The 18,131-nt window shown below is 71.5% G+C and carries 16 protein-coding genes and 1 pseudogene; 3 read left to right on the top strand and 14 right to left on the bottom strand.

Annotated features, from left to right (window positions below; genetic code table 11):
* Positions 1-84 precede the first annotated feature (84 nt).
* The 5 genes from ACIRVK_RS33195 to ACIRVK_RS33175 all read right to left on the bottom strand — a co-directional run bounded on the left by ACIRVK_RS33195 (position 85) and on the right by ACIRVK_RS33175 (position 3,972).
* Entirely contained in the window at positions 85-897 is an 813-nt protein-coding gene (locus ACIRVK_RS33195; RefSeq protein WP_404253696.1) for a universal stress protein, read from the bottom strand.
* Positions 898-1,012: 115 nt separating this feature from the next.
* Complete coding sequence (locus tag ACIRVK_RS33190) at positions 1,013-1,600, bottom strand: hypothetical protein (protein WP_404253693.1); 588 nt, start codon at positions 1,598-1,600, stop codon at positions 1,013-1,015.
* Positions 1,601-1,698: 98 nt separating this feature from the next.
* The gene (locus tag ACIRVK_RS33185; RefSeq protein ID WP_404253691.1) at positions 1,699-2,499 is read right to left on the bottom strand and encodes a universal stress protein; all 801 of its coding nucleotides are present in this window, start codon (positions 2,497-2,499) and stop codon (positions 1,699-1,701) included.
* Positions 2,500-2,690: 191 nt separating this feature from the next.
* Positions 2,691-3,113, bottom strand: coding sequence for an Hsp20/alpha crystallin family protein (locus ACIRVK_RS33180; protein WP_404253689.1), 423 nt, complete (start codon positions 3,111-3,113; stop codon positions 2,691-2,693).
* Positions 3,114-3,249: 136 nt separating this feature from the next.
* On the bottom strand, positions 3,250-3,972 hold the full coding sequence (locus ACIRVK_RS33175) for a CBS domain-containing protein (protein ID WP_404253687.1): 723 nt from the start codon (positions 3,970-3,972) through the stop codon (positions 3,250-3,252).
* Between the two features lie 427 nt (positions 3,973-4,399).
* Here ACIRVK_RS33175 and ACIRVK_RS33170 point away from each other — a divergent pair, with 427 nt between their 5' ends.
* Positions 4,400-6,094, top strand: coding sequence for a GAF domain-containing protein (locus tag ACIRVK_RS33170; protein WP_404253685.1), 1,695 nt, complete (start codon positions 4,400-4,402; stop codon positions 6,092-6,094).
* Between the two features lie 179 nt (positions 6,095-6,273).
* Here ACIRVK_RS33170 and ACIRVK_RS33165 read toward each other — a convergent pair whose 3' ends face one another.
* Complete coding sequence (locus tag ACIRVK_RS33165) at positions 6,274-8,658, bottom strand: phosphoketolase (RefSeq protein ID WP_404253683.1); 2,385 nt, start codon at positions 8,656-8,658, stop codon at positions 6,274-6,276.
* Positions 8,659-8,923: 265 nt separating this feature from the next.
* On the opposite strand from ACIRVK_RS33165, the gene ACIRVK_RS33160 reads away from it, so the two are divergent.
* Positions 8,924-9,091: a hypothetical protein gene (locus ACIRVK_RS33160; RefSeq protein ID WP_404253681.1), complete on the top strand. Its 168-nt coding sequence runs from the start codon at positions 8,924-8,926 to the stop codon at positions 9,089-9,091.
* A 38-nt stretch (positions 9,092-9,129) separates the two neighbouring features.
* Here ACIRVK_RS33160 and ACIRVK_RS33155 read toward each other — a convergent pair.
* The 3 genes and pseudogenes from ACIRVK_RS33155 to ACIRVK_RS33145 all read right to left on the bottom strand — a co-directional run.
* Positions 9,130-10,074: pseudogene (locus ACIRVK_RS33155) on the bottom strand (RNA-guided endonuclease InsQ/TnpB family protein); the annotation flags it as partial.
* Positions 10,075-10,116: 42 nt separating this feature from the next.
* Positions 10,117-10,593, bottom strand: a complete 477-nt coding sequence (locus ACIRVK_RS33150; protein WP_404253679.1) for a hemerythrin domain-containing protein — start codon at positions 10,591-10,593, stop codon at positions 10,117-10,119.
* A 91-nt stretch (positions 10,594-10,684) separates the two neighbouring features.
* Complete coding sequence (locus ACIRVK_RS33145) at positions 10,685-11,971, bottom strand: nitrate/nitrite transporter (protein ID WP_404253677.1); 1,287 nt, start codon at positions 11,969-11,971, stop codon at positions 10,685-10,687.
* Between the two features lie 403 nt (positions 11,972-12,374).
* Between ACIRVK_RS33145 and ACIRVK_RS33140 the strand changes: the two genes are divergently transcribed.
* Positions 12,375-12,797: a pyridoxamine 5'-phosphate oxidase family protein gene (locus tag ACIRVK_RS33140; protein WP_404253675.1), complete on the top strand. Its 423-nt coding sequence runs from the start codon at positions 12,375-12,377 to the stop codon at positions 12,795-12,797.
* Positions 12,798-12,845: 48 nt separating this feature from the next.
* Here ACIRVK_RS33140 and ACIRVK_RS33135 read toward each other — a convergent pair whose 3' ends face one another.
* From ACIRVK_RS33135 to ACIRVK_RS33115, 5 genes are all read right to left on the bottom strand, one after another.
* Entirely contained in the window at positions 12,846-13,826 is a 981-nt protein-coding gene (locus ACIRVK_RS33135) for an Acg family FMN-binding oxidoreductase (protein ID WP_404253674.1), read from the bottom strand.
* Positions 13,827-14,445: 619 nt separating this feature from the next.
* Entirely contained in the window at positions 14,446-15,336 is an 891-nt protein-coding gene (locus ACIRVK_RS33130; RefSeq protein WP_404253672.1) for a multicopper oxidase domain-containing protein, read from the bottom strand.
* A complete protein-coding gene (locus tag ACIRVK_RS33125; RefSeq protein WP_404253670.1) occupies positions 15,272-16,312 on the bottom strand; it encodes a hypothetical protein in 1,041 nt (346 codons plus the stop codon). Before ACIRVK_RS33125 ends, ACIRVK_RS33130 begins: the two co-directional genes overlap by 65 nt.
* Before the next feature lie 188 nt (positions 16,313-16,500).
* Positions 16,501-17,001, bottom strand: a complete 501-nt coding sequence (locus tag ACIRVK_RS33120) for a hypothetical protein (protein WP_404253668.1) — start codon at positions 16,999-17,001, stop codon at positions 16,501-16,503.
* A gap of 44 nt (positions 17,002-17,045) precedes the next feature.
* A complete protein-coding gene (locus ACIRVK_RS33115; RefSeq protein WP_404253666.1) occupies positions 17,046-17,861 on the bottom strand; it encodes a DUF2249 domain-containing protein in 816 nt (271 codons plus the stop codon).
* Positions 17,862-18,131: the final 270 nt, after the last annotated feature.

Genomic DNA, 18,131 nt, shown 5'->3' with positions numbered 1-18,131 from the left:
GGTCAACGTCCTGTGGGCCCTCATCCGTGACGGACAGTGCTACCAAAGCAAACCGTCCGTCACGCCTGCGGTTTGACAACATCATTAGGAGGTGGCCGGGACCAGCACCACCGGGCAGTGGGAGCGGTGCAGCAGGGTGTGCGCGACGGGGCCGAGGTGCCGGTGCCGGCCGATGACGACGACCGCGCACTCACGGGTGGCCTCCAGCAGCGCGTGGGAGGGACCGGTGCGTACGGTCTCCGTGTCGACGCCGACCGCGGGGTGCGCCTCCCGCAACCTGGCGATCCCGAACCGCGACACGGCCTCCTCGGCGCGCTCCTCGCGGGCCTGTCGCCGCTGGCCGGGGCTGGTGGCGGGGACCAGGGACGGCAGTTCGGGGGCGGTGTGCCGGTGGGCCGGGGCGTGCAGGACGCGCAGCCGCACCGTACGCCGCTCAGCCTCCTCGAAGGCGTAGGCGGCCGCGTCGGCGTCGGCGTCGCTGTCCAGGCCGAGCAGCACCGGCCGCCCGTCGGCACACGGGTGGTCGCCGCGCACGACCAGCAGCGGGCCGTGCGTGTGTGCGGCCAGACGCAGGCTGACCGAGCCGAACAGGGTGCCGCCGACCCCGCCCATTCCGCGGGTGCCGACGACGGTGAGTGCCGCGTCGGCGGCCTCGCGGGCCAGTGCGCGCACGGTGCCGTCCTGGACGGGCAGGGTCACGAAGGGCAGCCGGGGGTGGCGCTCGCGGATTCGTTCGGCGGCCGCGGCGAGGATCGGCGCGGCCTCGTCGCGGTCGGGAACGGCGTGCACGACCCGTAGGGTGGCCCCGCGACGGAGTGCCTCCTCGGCGGCCAGGTCCAGTGCGCGTACGGCGATGATCGAGCCGTCGACTCCGACGACCACGTCCTGGGCAGTCATGTCGTTTCCCTCCGCTGGGTCCCGCTTTTCGCTCGCGGTGCCATCGTGGGCCCGTCCGCCGCGAGGGGGCAGGGGCCGTCTGTCCCGCCCACGCCGGAAAGCGGCCCCGGGCGGTTCAGCCGGTCGTGTGTCCCCACTGCCGGCCGACCCGCTCCCACTCGGCACCCCACCGCTCGGTGGCGCGCCGCTGGATCCGCAGCCTCGCCAGCGCCCCGGTGCCGAGCACCGTCAGTCCGGCGGTGAGGGCGGCCCCGGTGCCGAGCAGCACGATGCGGGTCGTTGCCGCGGCCGGGTTCATGGGCGCCGACACCAGTCGGCCGCGTCCGTCGGTCCACGCCGTCACCGTGCTGCCCGGTGCCGCCGTGGATCGCACGTCCGTCGCGCCGGTCCTCACTGTTCCCTGCGCGTCGGTCCAGCGCACCGTCGCTCGCAGGCGGTCTCCGATGAGACCCGTGACCACGTCCCGCCCGCTGCCGGGCACGGTCCGCACGAGCACCGCGGACACGGGGCGGCGTCCCGTCCTGTCCTGTTCCACGACCCGGTCCGCGATCCGCGCCGCGATCACCCCGGCGGCCACCGCCCCCACGGCCGCGACCGTCCAGACGACCAGCACAAGCCACGCCTCGACCACGTCGCTGTGCCGACGGAGCGGATTGCGGCGCCAGCGCCATCCCAGAAGGTTCCCGCGGTGGAGCTTCCGCATCGGTCACACCCCCTCACGGGCGCAATGAGGACGAACACACCTAAAAGGTCTCACTTCCTGGCAGCCGACGGGAGGATCGGGCCGGTCCTGGCGGGAGGTCATCGGCCCGTTGACGGCACCAGGGCGACAGGACAGCGCGCGTCCCACAGCATTGACCGCCCGTCGGAGCCCGACACAAGGGCCGCCCTGCCGCTCCGCCGCCGCACGGCGACCACGACGAGCTGGGCGTCCGAGCTCGCCTCGAGGAGGGCTCGGTGATGGCGGCCACGGACCGCCGCCGTGCGCACGGCCACGTGCGGGTATCGCTCACGCAGACCGGCCAGCACGCCGACCGGCGTACCGCCGCCCCGCCTCGTGCGCAGCACCACGAGGTCCGCGCCACGCTCCGCCGCCTCAGCGAATGCGAACTCGGCGGCATCGGCAGCCGTGTGCTGGTCAGCCGCGAGCACGACAGGACCCGTCCGGGTGTGGCCGCCGCCGACCACCAGCACCGGGCAGTCCACGTGGGCGGTCAGCCGGCCGGCGACCGACCCGCGCAGGCGGCCGCGTGTTCCGTTCACCCGGTGGCCGCCCACCACGGCGAGACAGGCGGCACGCGCCTCGGATCCGAGTACCGTCTCGGGCTCGCCGAAGAGGACTTCGCGGCTGATCGCCAGGTGCGGCGCGATCCCGCGGGCCCGCTCCTCGGCGTCGGACAGGACCTGGTTGACCCGGCCCCCGGCTCCGGCGCCGTCCGGGTCCCAGGGCGCCACGCCGGCCGGCACCCGCCGCGAGGGCCACGTCAGGGCGTGCGTCAGCCGCAGCTCGGCACCGCGCCGTTCGGCTTGCCGTGCCGCGGCCTCCACGGCGTCCAGACCCGCCGACGTACCGTCCACTCCCACCACCACCGGACCGTTCATGGCAGCCCTCCCTCGTCCGGATCCTCCAAGGCCTCAAGCGTTCATCGGCGGGCCGCACACCGCATGGGGCCGTCCAGACCCTGGCAACGGCCCGACCGGCCCCCGGCGGCCCGCCGGGCCGTGGACCGGTCGGCGCCGGCACACACGGAAGTGCGCGGCCGGTGAAACCGACCGCGCACCTCGCGTCGTTCTCAGCCCTGTCGCACGGGGATGGTCCTCGTGCCCGTCTTCGCCTCGGGCACCGGAATCGTGACGGTCAGGACGCCGTCCTTGTACTCGGCGGCGGCCTCGTCGCCCTTGGCCCCGGCCGGCAGCCGGACGGAGCGGGCGAAGGTGCCGTAACGGAACTCCGTGCGGTGCTTCTGTGTGGTCTCCTCACTCCGCTCGGCCCGAAGGGTCAGAACGCCCTCCGCGACGGTGATCTCAAGGTCCTTGGCGGGGTCGATGCCCGGGAGCTCCGCCCGCAGCACGTACTTCTCGTCCGCCAGGTGCTCTTCGATCCGGATGCCGTGCAGTCCGGGGACCGTGTGCGCCCCCGGGAAGCCGGACTCGACCCACCCGAACAGGTCGGGAAGCGCCGGCCAGCCAGGCAGCCGCTCGATCATGCCAGTCATGTCCCTCCTCCTCTTCTCGGCCGCTTCCAGCGTCCCGCCGGGGGGTCGAGGCGTGCGTGGGCCGACCTGGCCCCACCTGGACCCGGTCGGCCCTGGCACACAACGTCCGCGGGACGCCTGCCGGTTGGGGGCCGTCTCAGCCCGCGCCGACGGCTCCCGGGGGTGGGGCGGTCATCCCGACGTCCGGCAGATCCGGGTCGAGGTCAGGGTGTCGGCGTGGGCCCAGGAGGGAGCAGTCCACGTCCACCACGCCCTCGACGGCACGCGCCAGCCGAGCGGCGACGGGGACCAGGGCGGTGTCGGTGACCCGTCCGGTGATCCGCACGACACCGTCGCGCACGGCGACCCGGATCGGTTCGGGCGGAGCAGGGAACAACTCGGCGACGACATCCCGGCGTACCTCGCCGGCGATGTCCTCGTCGTCCCGCAGGAACACCTTGAGCAGGTCGGAACGGCTGACGATGCCGCGCAGCGCCCCCTCCTCGTCGACCACCGGCAGTCGCTTCACCTGGTGCAGCGCCATGATCCGGGCGGCCCAAGCGAGGGTCGCCCCGGCCTCGACGGTGACGGGCGGGGCGCTCATGAGGTCCCCGGCGGTGACGGCGCCGGCCTTCACCAGGTCAGCGAGTCGGCGCAGTTGGGTCCACCGGCCGGGATCGCCGTCGCGGAACTCCTCCTTGGGCAGCAGATCGGCCTCGGAGACCATCCCGACCACCCGGTCCCCGTCCGCCAGCACGGGCATGGCGCTGACGTGCCAGCGCTGCATGGTCCTGACGATCTCCTTGAACGTGGCCCCGCGCCGCAGGGCGACGACGGTGCCGGTCATCACATCGCTCACCAGGTGCGGAGCGCCGATCATGGCGACCTCCAGAGGGCTCGCGTCGCGCGACTGGATCCGTCGCGTGACGTCTTCAGGTTCGGGCACTGCCGCTGCGCCGGCATGGGCCGAACGGTCCAAGCGGGGGCTCCGGTGGGCTCTCGTCGGTTCGTGCGCGCGACGCCGGTTCGCCTGGGACGCCACGGCACGCGGCGCCGGTTCGGGCGGCAACCGGCGCTGTCGGCCCATTCAGTGTGTGCATCGTGAGGTTGCCCTGTAACGCCGTTGTCGCACGGGCTGGCCCGTGCGACAGCCCGCCGACGGCTGACCGATCATGAGACGCGTGCAGCCCATGCACCGGGTGCCGTCGAACAGATTTCGCTCGTCGGGCATTCTTGGGGGAGAGACGGTGAGGGGAGCTGTGGTGGAAGAACGCGCGCAGGGTTCGCGTGAGATGGAGGCGTCGGGGATGTCTCCACAGCTGCGGCTGGACGTGCTGCTGGACGACCTGCAGCAGCAGGTGGCGCAGGTGCGGGCGGCCCGGGACCGGGTCCACACGCTGCTCGACGCGGTGCTGGCGGTGGGCTCCGACCTCGACCTGGAGGTGGTGCTGCACCGCATCGTGGAATCCGCGGTCTCCCTGGTCGACGCCCAGTACGGGGCGCTCGGCGTGCTGGGCGAGGAAGGCACGATCAAGCAGTTCGTCACCGTCGGCATCGACGAGGAGGCCATCGCCCGCATCGGGAACTACCCGCGCGGCGAGGGCATCCTCGGCTTGCTCATCCGGCACCCGGAGCCGCTGCGCCTGGCGAACCTGGCGGACCACCCGGACTCCGCCGGCTTCCCGGACGGGCACCCGCCCATGACCAGCTTCCTCGGCGCCCCTGTCCGCGTGCGGGACCAGGTCTTCGGCAACCTGTACTTGACCAACAAGCAGAGCGGCGCGGAGTTCGACAGCGACGACGAGGCAGTGCTGCGCACCCTGGCCGCGGCGGCCGGCGTGGCGATCGACAACGCACGTCTCTACGAGGACGCCCACCACCGACAGCGGTGGCTGGCGGCCAGCAACGAACTGACCCGCAGCCTCCTGTCCGGCGCGGAGCCCGGCGCCGTGCTGGACTCCTTCACCACCACCGTGCGCGAGATCGCCGGCGCGGACCTGGTCACCCTGGCCGTGCCGGTCGGAGACAAGGGCGAGCTCGTCATCGAGGCCGCCTCGGGCGCGCCCTGCGAAGAGGTCCGCGGGCTGCTGCTGCCCGCCTCGACACTGGCCGCCAAGGTCTACACGTCCGGCGAGACGATCACCAGCGAGGCCGTCAGCGCCGACCCGCGCGCGGAGGGCGGCAGCGCCTCGGTGGTGGAGCTGGGCCCGGCGTTCTTCGTCCCCCTCGGCACCCGCGAGCACGTCCGCGGCGTGCTGCAGGTCGCGAACCTACCCGGCGGTTCTCTCTTCACCGACGCCGTCATCGACATGGTCACCGGGTTCGGCAACCAGGCGGCGCTGGCACTGGACGTCGCCGAGCACCGGCGCGACACCGAGCGCATGGTCGTGCTCAACGACCGTGACCGGATCGCCCGGGACCTCCATGACCTGGTCATCCAGCGGCTGTTCGCCGGGGCGCTGTCTCTGCAGTCCACGCTGGGCCGAGTCTCCGACCGGCCGCAGGTCGGCGAACGGATCCAGCGCGTCGTGAACGACCTGGACGACACCATCAAGATCATCCGCTCCACCATCTACGGCCTGCGCGAGCACGACCGGACCCGGCGCGGCAGCGGGCTGCGCGCGCAACTGGTGGCGGCCACCGAACGGGCCGTCGAGCCGCTCGGCTTCTCCCCCGCGCTCCGCATGACCGGGCTGCTGGACACCGCCGTATCCGCCGGACAAGCCGAGCAACTGCTGGCCGTGCTCGGCGAGGCCCTGTCCAACGCCGCCCGGCACGCGCACGCCACCAGCGTCGACGTCGGCGTCGAGGTCACCGACTCCGCTCTGCGGCTGCAGGTGGCCGACAACGGCCGCGGAATCGACCCGGCGACCACCCGCCGCAGCGGCTTGGCCAACCTGGGCAAGCGCGCAGAGGAGTTGGGCGGCAACTTCAGCGTCCGCGCGAACCAGCCGAGTGGCACCGTCGTCGAGTGGATCGTTCCGCTCTCGTCAACAGGCTGACGCTTCCGGCGTGGATGTAGGCGAACGTCATCGAGCCGGCGAACTTGGTGATGGCGTCGGCGACGCGGAGCTGAACGTCCTCGGCACGCCAGCTGTGATGAGCGATCACCGCTGGATGGTGTCGTACCCCGGCCACGGGCTGTCGTGCGGCCGGGGCGTCGGAGACGGAAGACGGCTGGTCAGCCATCCCACGTCCAGTCGGCGACCTCGGGCAGGTCCATGCCGTGTTCGCGGATCCAGTCGTGGTGGCGCTGGCGGGCGTCCTCCATGTGCTGGCGTACGGCGGCGGCGCGGACCGCGAGGCCGGGGACGCGGTCGATGACGTCCATGACGAGGCGGTAGCGGTCGAGGTCGTTGCGGACCACCATGTCGAACGGCGTGGTGGTGGTGCCGATCTCCTTGTAGCCGCGCACGTGCAGGTTGCGGTGGCCGGTGCGGCGGTAGGCCAGACGGTGGATCAGCCACGGGTAACCGTGGTAGGCGAAGATCACGGGCTTGTCCGGGGTGAACAGGCCGTCGTACTCGAAGTCGCTCATCCCGTGCGGATGTTCCTCGCCCGGCAGCAGCCGCGCGATGTCGACGACGTTGACCACCCGCACCGTCAGCTCCGGCAGCTGCCGGCGCAGCAACTGGGCGGCGGCCAGCACCTCCTGGGTCGGAACGTCGCCGGCGCAGGCCAGCACCACATCCGGTTCACGGGTGCCGTCCTCGGTGCCCGCCCACTCCCAGATACCTGCACCGCGCGCGCAGTGGACCTTCGCCTCCTCAATGGAGAGCCAGTCGAAGCAGGGCTGCTTGCCGGCCACGATGACGTTGACGTAGTCCTTGCTGCGCAGTGCGTGATCGGCCACGGAGAGGAGGGTGTTGGCGTCCGGCGGCAGGTACACCCGTACCGCCTCGGGGCTCTTGTTGAGGATGTGGTCGACGAAGCCGGGGTCCTGGTGGGAGAAGCCGTTGTGGTCCTGGCGCCACACATGCGAGGTCAGCAGGTAGTTGAGGGAGGCGATCGGAGCGCGCCAGGGCAGACGGCGGGTGGTGCGCAGCCACTTGATGTGCTGGTTGACCATCGAGTCGACGATGTGCACGAACGCCTCGTAGCAGGAGAACAGCCCGTGCCGGCCGGTGAGGAGGTAGCCCTCCAGCCAGCCCTGGCAGGTGTGTTCGGACAGGATCTCCATCACCCGGCCGTGACGCTCGAGGTGCTCGTCCACCTGGAGCACCTGGGCCTGCCAGGCCTTGCCGCTGGCCTCGTAGACCGCCTGGAGGCGGTTGGAGGCGGTCTCGTCGGGGCCGACGAGCCGGAAGTCGCGCCGTCCACTCGTGGCGTGCATGACGTCCTCGAGCAGGTCGCCGAGAACGCGGGTGGGTTCGTGCAGGGTCGCGCCGTGTTTGTCGACCTCGACGGCGTACTTCTCCAGGGGCGGCAGCGGCAGCTCGCGCAGCAGCAGGCCGCCGTTGGCGTGGGGATTGGCGCCCAGTCGGCGCCTGCCCTCGGGGATACAGGCGAGCACGTCGGGACGCGGAGCGCCGTGCTCGTCGAACAGTTCCTCCGGACGGTAGGAGCGCATCCACTGCTCCAGCTGCCGCAGGTGCTCGGGATTGTCCCGTACGGCGGCCAGCGGGACCTGATGGGCACGCCAGGTCCCCTCGACGGGGACGCCGTCGACCTCGGCCGGGCCGGTCCAGCCCTTCGGAGTGCGCAGCACGATCACCGGCCAGTGCGGCCGCTCCGCCACGCCGTCCTCCCGGGCGCTGCTCTGGATGGCCGCGATGCGTTCCAGTGCGTCGTCCATCGCGGCGGCCATCGCCCGGTGGACGGCCATCGGGTCGTCGCCGGTGACGTGAATGGGGGCATGTCCGTAGCCGCGCAGCAGTTCGTCGAGTTCGTGCTCGGGCAGCCGCGCCAGGACGGTCGGGTTGGCGATCTTGTAGCCGTTGAGGTGCAGGATCGGCAGGACCGCGCCGTCGTTGACGGGGTCGAGGAACTTGTTGGAATGCCAGGAGGCAGCCAGCGGTCCGGTCTCCGCCTCACCGTCACCGATCACGCAGGCGACCAGCAGGTTCGGGTTGTCGAGGGCGGCGCCGTAGGCGTGGGAGAGCGAGTAGCCGAGCTCGCCGCCCTCGTGGATCGAGCCCGGCGTCTCCGGTGCGACATGGCTGGGCACCCCGCCGGGGAAGGAGAACTGCTTGAACAGTCGGCCCATGCCGCCCGCGTCGCGCGTGATGTCCGGGTAGATCTCGGTGTACGAGCCCTCCAGCCAGGAGTTCGCCAGCACGGCCGGGCCGCCGTGACCAGGCCCCCAGATGCACAGGGCGTCCAGGCCGCGGGCCTTGATGACGCGGTTGAGGTGTGTGTGCACCAGGTTCAGGCCGGGCGACGTACCCCAGTGGCCCAGCAGCCGCGGTTTGACGTGCTCGGGGCGCAGGGGCTCGGTGAGCAGGGGGTTGGCCATGAGGTAGATCTGGCCGACGGACAGGTAGTTCGCGGCGCGCCAGTGGGCGTCCAGTGACCTCAGCTCATCCTCCTCCAGCTGGACGGGCGTCTGCTGCGTGTCGACGGACATCGGGGATCCTTTCCGAGTCGGGGCCGGGCTCCGGGTGCCGTACATGCCGGTCTGCAAACCCCACCCTCTGCTGCCGCGCCGGGTGCCCACCAGGGCCGTTCGGGGCACACCTGCCGCAGAGAGCCAAACGGAGCATCCCTCGACGGGAGCCCCGAGTCCTCCGCCACCACCACCCCTTTGCTGAGCCAGAAGGCCAGGACTCACCCCGTTTACACCAGCTGAGATCGGAAAGGCGCCCGCACATACGGCCGAAGGAGGCGCGCCCGTGGGAGCACTGGTCTGGCTGCTGATACCGGCCGTCGTCGGGGTGGGGGCCGGTCTCTGGTCCCTCCTCGTGCAACGCGTCCACACTCCCCCGTTGGGGCGTGAGTTCGCCCGCCACCAGCGGATGAAGGAAGTACTGGAGCGGAACTCGGTTGCTGACAGGCGCTGAGGTCACGAGCCTTCGGCGGAATGCCTGCACAGCAATGATCAGCCCACACTCTCCCAGCCGCGGCGGGGAGGGCGAGTGCCGAGTTGACGAGCTGGGTGTCGCGGCTCCGTTGAAGTTCTCCCCTCCCTTCGCAAGCTCAGGAAGGGGATTCCTGCCTGCATTGCTGCGGCAGGTTTGACGGTTTTACCCGCCCTGCGACCGCGCCTTCCGGCGGCCGGGACCTCCACGATGACGTGGCCGATCCGGTACAGGTGCACGATGTTGCGGGCCGCGTTCCAGTCGGCATTGCCGACGAAGCCGCAGTCGGGGTTCTTGCACGCGAATTTCTCTTGACTCTCTCGGCTGCCAGGGGAGATGAAGCCGCAGGCTGAGCACCGCTGGGAGGTGTGCGGGGCGGGGCCTTGAGGAGCCGGCCGCCCAAGCGGGCGCTCTTGTACGTCAGCATCGTCACGGTCCGACCCCACGCCTCCTGGGCGATGGAGCGGTTGAGCCCGGCCTTCGCCCTGGCGCCGTTGCGCAAGAACTCGCCCTCGTTGTCGGGGTCGGGCTTCGGCTTGGGGGCTTTGGTCATGCCGAGGATGTCGAGTTGTTCGACCACGACCGTGCCGTAGGTGCGGGCGAGGTAGGTGGTGGTCTGGTGCTGCCAGTCGAGGGCTCGTCGCGTGGCTTTCGCTCGCAGCTGCTTGATCTGATCGTAGGTGTGCTGCAAACGGCGGGAGGTCTTCTCTCCGTGCCTGCGGAACGTCTTGCGTTGCGCGGCCTGCCGCTCCAGTTGGAGGAGCTTGGCCTTCTCCTTGGGCGTCAGCCACTTGTCGCGGTCGCCGGTGCCGTCCGGCAGGCAAGGCGTCAATGCAGGCTTCCGGCCCCTGGTGCGGCTCGGGCTTGACTGCCCATGTCTGCACACGGAAGGCGATGTGCCAGCCCAAAGCGTCCTTGACCAGCCGGGCGCCGGTGATCCGGTTGTCGGCATCAGCCCGGAACCCCGCGCGGCTTGTTGAAGATCGTCTGCGTGCAGAGCCGGACGTTCAGGCGGCCGGCCGCGACAGGGTGCTGCCTGCCTTGGCACGCGTGGCCTCGACCGCTTCCCACTCCTCGATGCTGAGGTTGGCGAGTGCGGCCGGGAAGACGCCGTCCTGCTCCTTGAGGATGTGGTCGCGCAGCATGTCCATCGCCTCGATCAGCCGGTCCGGCCAGGTCGGGTCCGAAGGCGTCACGCCGTCTGCGGTCTCGGCCAGCACCGCTTCCACCTGCCGGTGCTCGGCCTCCAGAGCGGCGATCTGGTCGGGGAATTCGGCGGCCAGGGCCGGGAACAGTCCGTGCTCCTCGACCTGGGTGTGCGGGTCGAGGACCCTCGCGATCTCCCGTGCGGTCTCGGCCATCCGGCCCACACTCCCCCCTTGGCGAGCGGTGCGAAGGTGGCCGATGAGGCGGACGACCTCGTCGTGCTCCCGGGTCAGTTCCTCGATGGTCGTCAGCGACTGGCAGCCGCAGTACTCGCACACCGGACTTCTCCTCCTTCCTCAATGTGCCGGTTTTTCTCAACCCGCCCGTAGCCCGCCGTCGTTGCTCGACGCACCGTTCGCGTCCCCTCGCCTACGCGGTGGTGCGTGCGGTGCGGTGGCCACGCGGGCGGCCGGTGCGCTGCTTCCGCTCGCTGCCTTCGGCGGCGGCGCGGACACCGGTGAGGGTGTAGGCGAGCGCAGCCGCGGCCACGACGGCGAGCAGGGCGAGGCCGGCCGCGTACGTCCCGTACTTGCCGTACAGCGAGCCCATCACCAGCGGCGGCAGGAAGCCGCCCAGCCCGCCCGCGGCTCCGACCACGCCGGTGACCGAGCCGACCTTGTTGGCCGGAGTCAGCAGGGCCACCAGGGCGAAGGTCGCTCCGCTGCCCGCGCCGAGCGCGGCGGCCATGGCCAGGAAGGCGATGGTGCCCACCGGGGCGAGGTCCGGGGTGAAGGACTGGACGACCGCTCCGGCCACGACCACGGACAGCGCCGCGGCGAGCACCCGTGCCGGGCCCAGGCGGTCGGACAGCCAGCCGCCGACCGGGCGCATGGCCACGGCGAGGAGCACGAACCCGGCCATGCGGTTCGCGGCGTCGGCCTGGGTGAGCCCGTAGCCGGTCTTGAGGTACGTGGGCAGGTAGACGGAGAAGGCGACGTAGCCACCGAACGCGACCGCGTACAGCGCGGACGCCTGCCAGGTGATCCCGAGCTTCAGAGTGGCACCCAGCCGGCGGGCCAGCGGCTCGGTGGGCACGGTACGGCCGGGCGCGTCACGCAGCAGCAGCGCGGCGATCAGCGCGTAGACGGCCAGGACCGCGGCGGTGATCAGGAACGGGGTGGCCATGCTGTGCGCCTTGACCAGCTTGACCGTGGTCACGGCGCTGATGGCGGTGCCGCCCATGCCGGCGCCGAAGACGCCGATCGCCAGACCGCGCCGCTCGGGCGGGAACCAGGCGTTGACGAAGGGGACGCCGACGGCGAACGCGGTGCCGCCGATGCCGAGGAAGAACCCGCCGACCAGCAGGGCGGTCAGGGAGGAGTGCCCGGCAAGGCCCAGGTAGAGCACGGGCACGATGGTGGCCGCCGACACGAGCGGGAACATCACCCGTCCGCCGAATCGGTCGGTGAGCGCGCCGATCGGGATGCGGCCCAGGGAGCCGACCACGACCGGCACCGCCACCAGCAGCGACTGCTGGAACGAGCTGAGGTGCAGGCTGTCCTTGAACCGCGGGCCGAGCGGACTGAGCAGCGCCCAGGCCCAGAAGTTGACGGCGAAGCCGACCGTGGCCAGCGCCAGCATCAGCCAGGCGCGGCCCGGCACCGGCTCGTGCGCCGACGATGTCGCGTCGCTTCTCCCAGACCGTTGGACCACCATCGTGTCCCTCCCTGATCGCAAGGTTCCGGCCACCCCGCTCTGACGGCGCGGCGACCCTTGTCCAGGTTTCGTGATCCGGGGCGCTGGTGCATGGGGCCGTCGGTGCCTCCTGCCCATCCGACCGGTCCTCGCGCGGGGGCCGTATGGGCCGATCACCGGGCGGGCCGTCAGGGCCGACCGGCCCTCTCCGCGGGCCGGAGACCGGTGAGGGGAGGCCGGCCCTTTCAGGCCTGGTCGTTCTGGGGCCGTCCGACCCCGTGAGCGGGCCTTTCATCCGATCACGTATGACCAGGCGGCCCCTCGGACACCCGCGCTGTGAGTTCGCTTCACCTGCGGGCAGAAGACGACCATGAGGGCCCTCCGGCCCTATCACGGCCTCGGCCGAGTGAGAGAGTATGGACCGATGTCCCACAACGACGGCTTCCGCGCACTCGATCGGCAGGAGTGCCTGCGCCTGCTGGCCAAGGTGCCGGTCGGACGCATCGTCTACACCCGACAGGCGCTGCCCGCTGTCCTCCCCGTCAATTTCGGCCTGGACACGGACTCCTCGATCCTGGTGCGCACTTCGGCCACGTCCGACCTGGTGCGCGCTGTCGACGGAGTCGTGGTCGCCTTCGAGGCGGACGACTTCAACGCCGCCGAGCACTCGGGCTGGAGCGTGGTCGTCACCGGCCGCGCCACCGCGGTGACCGATCCCGCGGAACACGAACGCCTCTCCCGGACCGGCCCGCTCTCCTGGGTGGTCACCCAGGACTGGGTCTTCCTGCGGATCGAGGCCGAGATGGTCACCGGGCGGGAGATCATCGGCACGCCCGTCAGGGACTGACCCAGCGCACCGCGGGGTGTCAGCGGCCCCGTGGGGGGGGCGGCCCGCTCAGTCCACGCGATGCCGGACCGTCTGTGCGGAGGCACGCGGTGTGCGGCCACCGTCCGGTCCATAGCCGAACCGGATGATCAGCTGGGGACAGCAGCGCCGCTGCGGCAGGCAGGCCGCCGCCCGCAGATCCGGCCATTCCATCGCCTGGTGCAGCAAGGAGGTGCGCACCCCATGCGCGGTGGCAGTCAACAGCACGTGTTCCAGGGCCTGTCCCGCGCGCAGCCAGTCCTCTCGCCGGTCGTGGGCCGTCCACAGCAGGGCCATCTGAACGTGACGCTCGAAGCGCCGGTCCGGCAGGTGCGGTACGGGCAGTCGGCCGGTGAAGTCGCGCATCGGTATCCGTCCGTCCGCGTCCTGTGGGCCGAGAGCGGTGAGCGGGATGCCGTAGGGCACGTGCGCACCGGGGGCGGTGATCCAGGTGCGGGATTCGGCGGTCCGTGCCGGGTGGGCCTGGTTGCGTGCTTCGGCCTCGGCGGTCAGCCCGAGCAGCAGCCGGGTTTCGGCGAAGTCCGGGACGTGCAGGCGCGCGCCCTCGGCCCGTGCGGCCTCGGCCATCTCCGCCACGACCGCCTCGGGTACCGGACGACCGGTGAACGGCATCCGGCTGGTGTGGCGCCGCTCGACGGCCGGGTACAGCCACCGGCAGTCCGGCAACTCTCCCGCGGGGGTGGTCAGCTGTACGGTGGCCAGCACGTCCGGCTCGCGGGGATCGGGCAGCAGCCGGACCATGGGGTCCCAGCCCAGGTGCGCGGTGGCAACCCGTAGGTTGAGGACCGCGGCGCCCACGGACAGATGCTGGGCCCGTCGGTCGGGGTCGGCCAGCGGCAGTGTTCGCCTGTTGTCGGCGCGGACCTCGATGGTCCGGGTGGCCGCCTGCAGCCCGAAGCGCCACGGCTGCGTGTTGTGGATCGACGGCGCCGCCACGGCCGCGGCCATCAGCGTCTCCAGCACGCCGGCGTCGATCTCCCGGGTCTGCATGCGCGGCTCCTCAACTCCTGTGAGGGGCCCCAGTGGTGTGGGGGGCTCCCCGTATGTCGTCTACCTTCGGTCGTCACAGGACGCATCGCGAGGGCCGTCCGTCCCCGGCTGCGGACCGGACGACCCGGGCCGAAGGCGGCGTCTCGTCGTGGATGTCCGCGCCGCGCGCGGTCTACGTGGCGGGCAAGGCGGTGGCGAGCAGGACGACACCCAGCGAGCCGACCAGCGATACGACGGCCAACGCCCGGGCCATTTCGGCGCGGGCCCTTGGAGTAGGCGATGCCGTGCCCTGCCGCCGCGAGCATCACCAGCACGAACAATCCGAGTTTCGTGGCAAGGGTGCGCCCGTACCCGGGCTCGGCGAGCGAGGCCCGGGTGACGCCCTTGTGCCAGGCCATGGCCCACCCGGTACCCAGTTGGACGGGGAGGAACACCGTCCCCGTCAGAAGCCCGAACCGGCGGCCAGCCTCGGCCGCGAAGCGATCCCTGGCCTCCGCGGACAACATCCGCCGGGCCAGTGGCAGCACCACCAGGGTCAGGGCCAACTGCCCACCGACCCACACAACGGCGCCCGTCACATGGAGGAAGCGCACCAGGGACCACAGGCCGACGGTGCCCACTACTTGCTCACCTCCATCATGCCCGTCGCCCCGGCTTCCGCATGGCGCATGTCGTGATCGACGAAGGAGTAGCGCCCGGCCGCCGGGAACGTCGTCTCGACGAAACCGCCCTCGGCCACGGCCAGGTCCAGGACCTGCGAACCGCCGGCCTGGCCGGGCTCGAGCAGGTAGGCACCTTCCTTGTACAAGGTGTCGAAGACGGTGCCGACCATGTGGAAGGAGATGCCGTCGCTCGGTCCGGCGGCCACCACCCAGAAGCGGGCGCGCTGCCCCGCTGTCGCCTTCAGCGGCGCCTTGGCGTACTGGGCGGCGATGCCGTTGAACACCCAGGCGTCCGGAGTGTCCTGACGCATCTTCGCCACTTGGGCCGCGCTGCCAGGGGTACCGAGGTACAGCTCGGAGGAGACCAACACGTACTCGCGGTCCACCTTCGCCAGGCCCGGCGGGTCGATGATGACGGCGCCGTACATACCGTTGCCCATGTGCTGGAGCATCGGTGCCGTGCTGCAGTGGTACAGCCAGGCCCCGGCCCTGTCGGCGCGGAAGCGGTAGACCAGGCGCTGCCCGGGCTGGATGGTCCGCATGGCCTGGTCGGGGGCGAGGGAGCCGGCGTGGAGGTCGATGCCGTGGCCCATGGTGGGGTCGTCGTTGACGATGGTGATCTCGAAGACGTCGCCCACCTTGCCGTGCAGAGTGGGCCCCGGCGCGGTGCCGCCGAAGGTCCACATCTGCTGCTTGACGCCCGGAGCGACCACGATGGTCCGGCGGACGGCGTGCAACTCGATCCGGTGCACCGTTCCTCCGGCCACCGGGGCCAGCGAGGCGTCACGGGCCTTCCAGCCGTGGGAGAAGTCGGCTGCGAGATCCAGGCCTCCGCTGCTGCCGGCCATGGACATCTGCCCGTCGTGGCCGGCGGTGGTCTCGCCGGAACTGGTCTCCACGACGATGTCGAGGGTCATCCCGGCGGCCAGGTGTCCGGGCAGGGTGCACCAGGCGGTGCGATTCCTGGTGCCCTGTCCGACGTCGAGGGTGCGAGTCTGGCCCTGGGAGAGGAGCGGGGGTGGCGGGGCCGCATTCGACCTTCAGGTCGTGGTGCTGGGCGTCCTCGTTGGTGACCTTCAGCTTCAGTCCGGTTCCCTTGGGGACCTCGATCCGGCCCGGCTGGATGCGCATGTCGGCCAAGGTGACGTCGACGGTCCGCGTGACGGTGGCGACGCCGCTGCCCGCCCCGGCGGCGACGGTCGAGCTGTCCGTGCCGCCGCCGCTGTTGGCCACCATGACAGCCAATACGGTGAGTACGGCGCCCGCCGCCGAGCCCAGCAGGACCGGCCGTCGCGACGAGCCGCCCTCTCCGACGCGGCCCACACCTCGAACCAGGACCCAGACCGTCGAAACGAGGAACGTCACTCCGGACGCCGCGACCAGCGGCACGCCGGCTGCGCCGACAAGACCGGGCAGCGGGAGCGCCAGCAGTGCAACACCTGTGTTGAGGGTCGCCAGGCGGACCGGCCAGCCACGCTCCAGCACCGCCCTGAGCTCGGCCCGTTCCTTGGGGCCGGTACCGAGCACGATCGGCAGGAGATACGTCAGGGCGCCGATGAGGACCTGTGCGACGAATCCGGCAAGCCACACCAGGACCAGGGAGCCGATACCGTCCGGCGCTTCGGCCAGCGGTCCGGTGGCCAGGATCGCCGCGTACGCGATGACGCCCGCGACAAGCCATCCGGTGGCCGCGCCCAGCGTGCAGGCAGCCGCACGGACGCTGGTTGCAGTAGTACACGGAATACCTCCGGATCGGTCGCTGATCAGCATGCGGCGTCGATTTGGTCCGGCGCGGCGGCCGATCAGCCCTTCGCGGTGGGCCAACAGTCCCTCGTTCCACAAGGCAGCTCAGGGCGCACGCACTCGGCCAACCCTGCGACGTGTTGCAGAGGTTGAGAGGACCGCCAAATCCGGCACGCGCGCGGATCGTCCTTCGGCACTCGGGACGTAGGGGGGCTTGCCCCGGCTCGAACCGGCCGAAGGACGAGGTGTGGCTTACGGGGCCGGGCAGATCACCGGCAACGCGGGTTCGTGCCCAGGGCGTTCGCCGTGGCCACCAGCGCCGCGCCGAGACCGGTCAGCGCACCTCCCAGGCCCGTGACCAGCGTGGTGAGGTGCCATGCCTGGTAGGCGGACAGGAGGGAGCCGCGCAGCGTTTCGCCCATGAAGGCAGTCTGGCGCAGCTGGGCGAGCTTCTCGTCGTCGCCTCCGCCGGCGTGCAGTTCCTCGGTGATCTGCGCGTAGGTGCGTCCACCGGTGGCCTTGACGAGATGGTCCTTGATGAGCTCGGCGTAGGCATGGGCGGCAGGGCCGGTTTCTACGGGGCTGCCCGCGAAGTGAGCCAGGCGCGGGGGCAGACCGTGATCCGGGAACGTGATCTTCTGCGCGGCCAGTTCCGCTCGAATCTCCTGCCTGCCGCTGCGGCCCCGCAGCAGCATGACCGGTCCGGCGGCTCCCACCGCGAGGCCGACCATGCCGATCAAGGTGCTGGTGCGGCGGCGCGCAGCGTTCATGATGTCTCGTCCTTCGTTCTCGTGTGCATGCGGGCAGGGCGCGGTCAGCGGTGGCTGAGCTGGAGCCGCCAGGCCTCGGGGCCGCGTTCCAGGTACTCGACGGAGAAGGTGCCGGGGCTGCGGTCTTCGATCTGCGCCAGCAGCGGCAGCGGGTCGTGTGGTGCGATCAGCACCATGGCGGCTCCGGCCGGGACGGCGTCGAGCGCGCCGAAGACCGTGGCGTGGCGCAGGGCGTGAGGGACCGAGCGCACGTCCAGTTCCGGAACGTCAGCCTCCTTCCCAGCGCCGCAGCCGCACTGTCCGCCGCAGCCGCCGCTCTCCTCAGTCTCGTCGCTGACCGTGTTCCGGGACGCGGCGGTACCGCCAGTCGGCGTACGCCGCGCCAGTTCCTCACGCATTTCGCCGAGCAGCGCGGCCAGACGGATGGCCGGTGCCACGGCGAGCAGGGGCAGCACCAGGCCGTTCTCCCTGGCCACGTGCTCTTCGAAGAGCACCTGAAGGGCCCGGGCTTCGGTCGCCGCGCCGAAGGGGGTGGGCGCGGCGCGCAGGGCGTCGACCAGGGACATGAGGCAGCTGTGCTCGGCGATCAGGCTCTCGATGAGCAGGCGGCTGTCGGGCAGGTGCCGCGCGGCGGGATACAGCGTGGTCTCCTCCGCGCTCGCATGCGGCAGCAGCTCCCGCTCACAGAAGGCGACGAGCCCGGCGCGGATCTTCTCGGCTGCCCGGGCGTCACGTTCCGCGGCGGTCAGCAGCATCGCCACGCGTCCGGCCAGTTCGCCGGCCAACTGGGCGTGGTGCTCCTCCGCCGCTGCGAGGGCGGTGGCGTCCTCGGGGGCCGAGGCGAGGGTGACAGCACTCATCAGGGTGTCTCCAGCAGTTCACGGCCGGTCCGACCGGCCGGTGCGGGTAGGGCTGTTCGTCCGCCACGTCCCTGACGCGGCGGGTACGCGGTGGGACGACCGGATGGTGACCGACCCGGAGGCACGCCGCGCCTGCCGTGGCACCTTCGGCGCGAGTGGAGGTGGTGGCCGGGCGGCGGGACGCGACAGTCCGTGGCAGCTTCGGGTCGATCACGCCACAGCATCATCAGGCCGTCCCCGTCGGCGCCTGGGCCGGGCGGGCTCCGGCCA

This window comes from Streptomyces sp. NPDC101152 (assembly GCF_044768275.1).
In the GTDB taxonomy this organism is placed as follows: Bacteria; Actinomycetota; Actinomycetes; order Streptomycetales; family Streptomycetaceae; genus Streptomyces.
The sequence above is the reverse complement of the archived record's forward strand: the minus strand, read 5'-3'. Positions and strand labels throughout refer to the sequence as shown.

What these genes read in the sequence shown, in the direction of transcription:
- ACIRVK_RS33120 (WP_404253668.1), bottom strand. Translation starts at nt 17,001, where the DNA reads ATGAACGCTGCGCGCCGCCGCACCAGCACCTTGATCGGCATGGTCGGC.
- ACIRVK_RS33175 (WP_404253687.1), bottom strand. Translation starts at nt 3,972, where the DNA reads ATGATCGGCGCTCCGCACCTGGTGAGCGATGTGATGACCGGCACCGTC.
- ACIRVK_RS33170 (WP_404253685.1), top strand. Translation starts at nt 4,400, where the DNA reads ATGTCTCCACAGCTGCGGCTGGACGTGCTGCTGGACGACCTGCAGCAG.
- ACIRVK_RS33135 (WP_404253674.1), bottom strand. Translation starts at nt 13,826, where the DNA reads ATGCAGACCCGGGAGATCGACGCCGGCGTGCTGGAGACGCTGATGGCC.
- ACIRVK_RS33140 (WP_404253675.1), top strand. Translation starts at nt 12,375, where the DNA reads ATGTCCCACAACGACGGCTTCCGCGCACTCGATCGGCAGGAGTGCCTG.
- ACIRVK_RS33130 (WP_404253672.1), bottom strand. Translation starts at nt 15,336, where the DNA reads ATGGCCGGCAGCAGCGGAGGCCTGGATCTCGCAGCCGACTTCTCCCAC.
- ACIRVK_RS33145 (WP_404253677.1), bottom strand. Translation starts at nt 11,971, where the DNA reads ATGGTGGTCCAACGGTCTGGGAGAAGCGACGCGACATCGTCGGCGCAC.
- ACIRVK_RS33115 (WP_404253666.1), bottom strand. Translation starts at nt 17,861, where the DNA reads ATGAGTGCTGTCACCCTCGCCTCGGCCCCCGAGGACGCCACCGCCCTC.
- ACIRVK_RS33180 (WP_404253689.1), bottom strand. Translation starts at nt 3,113, where the DNA reads ATGACTGGCATGATCGAGCGGCTGCCTGGCTGGCCGGCGCTTCCCGAC.
- ACIRVK_RS33185 (WP_404253691.1), bottom strand. Translation starts at nt 2,499, where the DNA reads ATGAACGGTCCGGTGGTGGTGGGAGTGGACGGTACGTCGGCGGGTCTG.
- ACIRVK_RS33195 (WP_404253696.1), bottom strand. Translation starts at nt 897, where the DNA reads ATGACTGCCCAGGACGTGGTCGTCGGAGTCGACGGCTCGATCATCGCC.
- ACIRVK_RS33165 (WP_404253683.1), bottom strand. Translation starts at nt 8,658, where the DNA reads ATGTCCGTCGACACGCAGCAGACGCCCGTCCAGCTGGAGGAGGATGAG.
- ACIRVK_RS33190 (WP_404253693.1), bottom strand. Translation starts at nt 1,600, where the DNA reads ATGCGGAAGCTCCACCGCGGGAACCTTCTGGGATGGCGCTGGCGCCGC.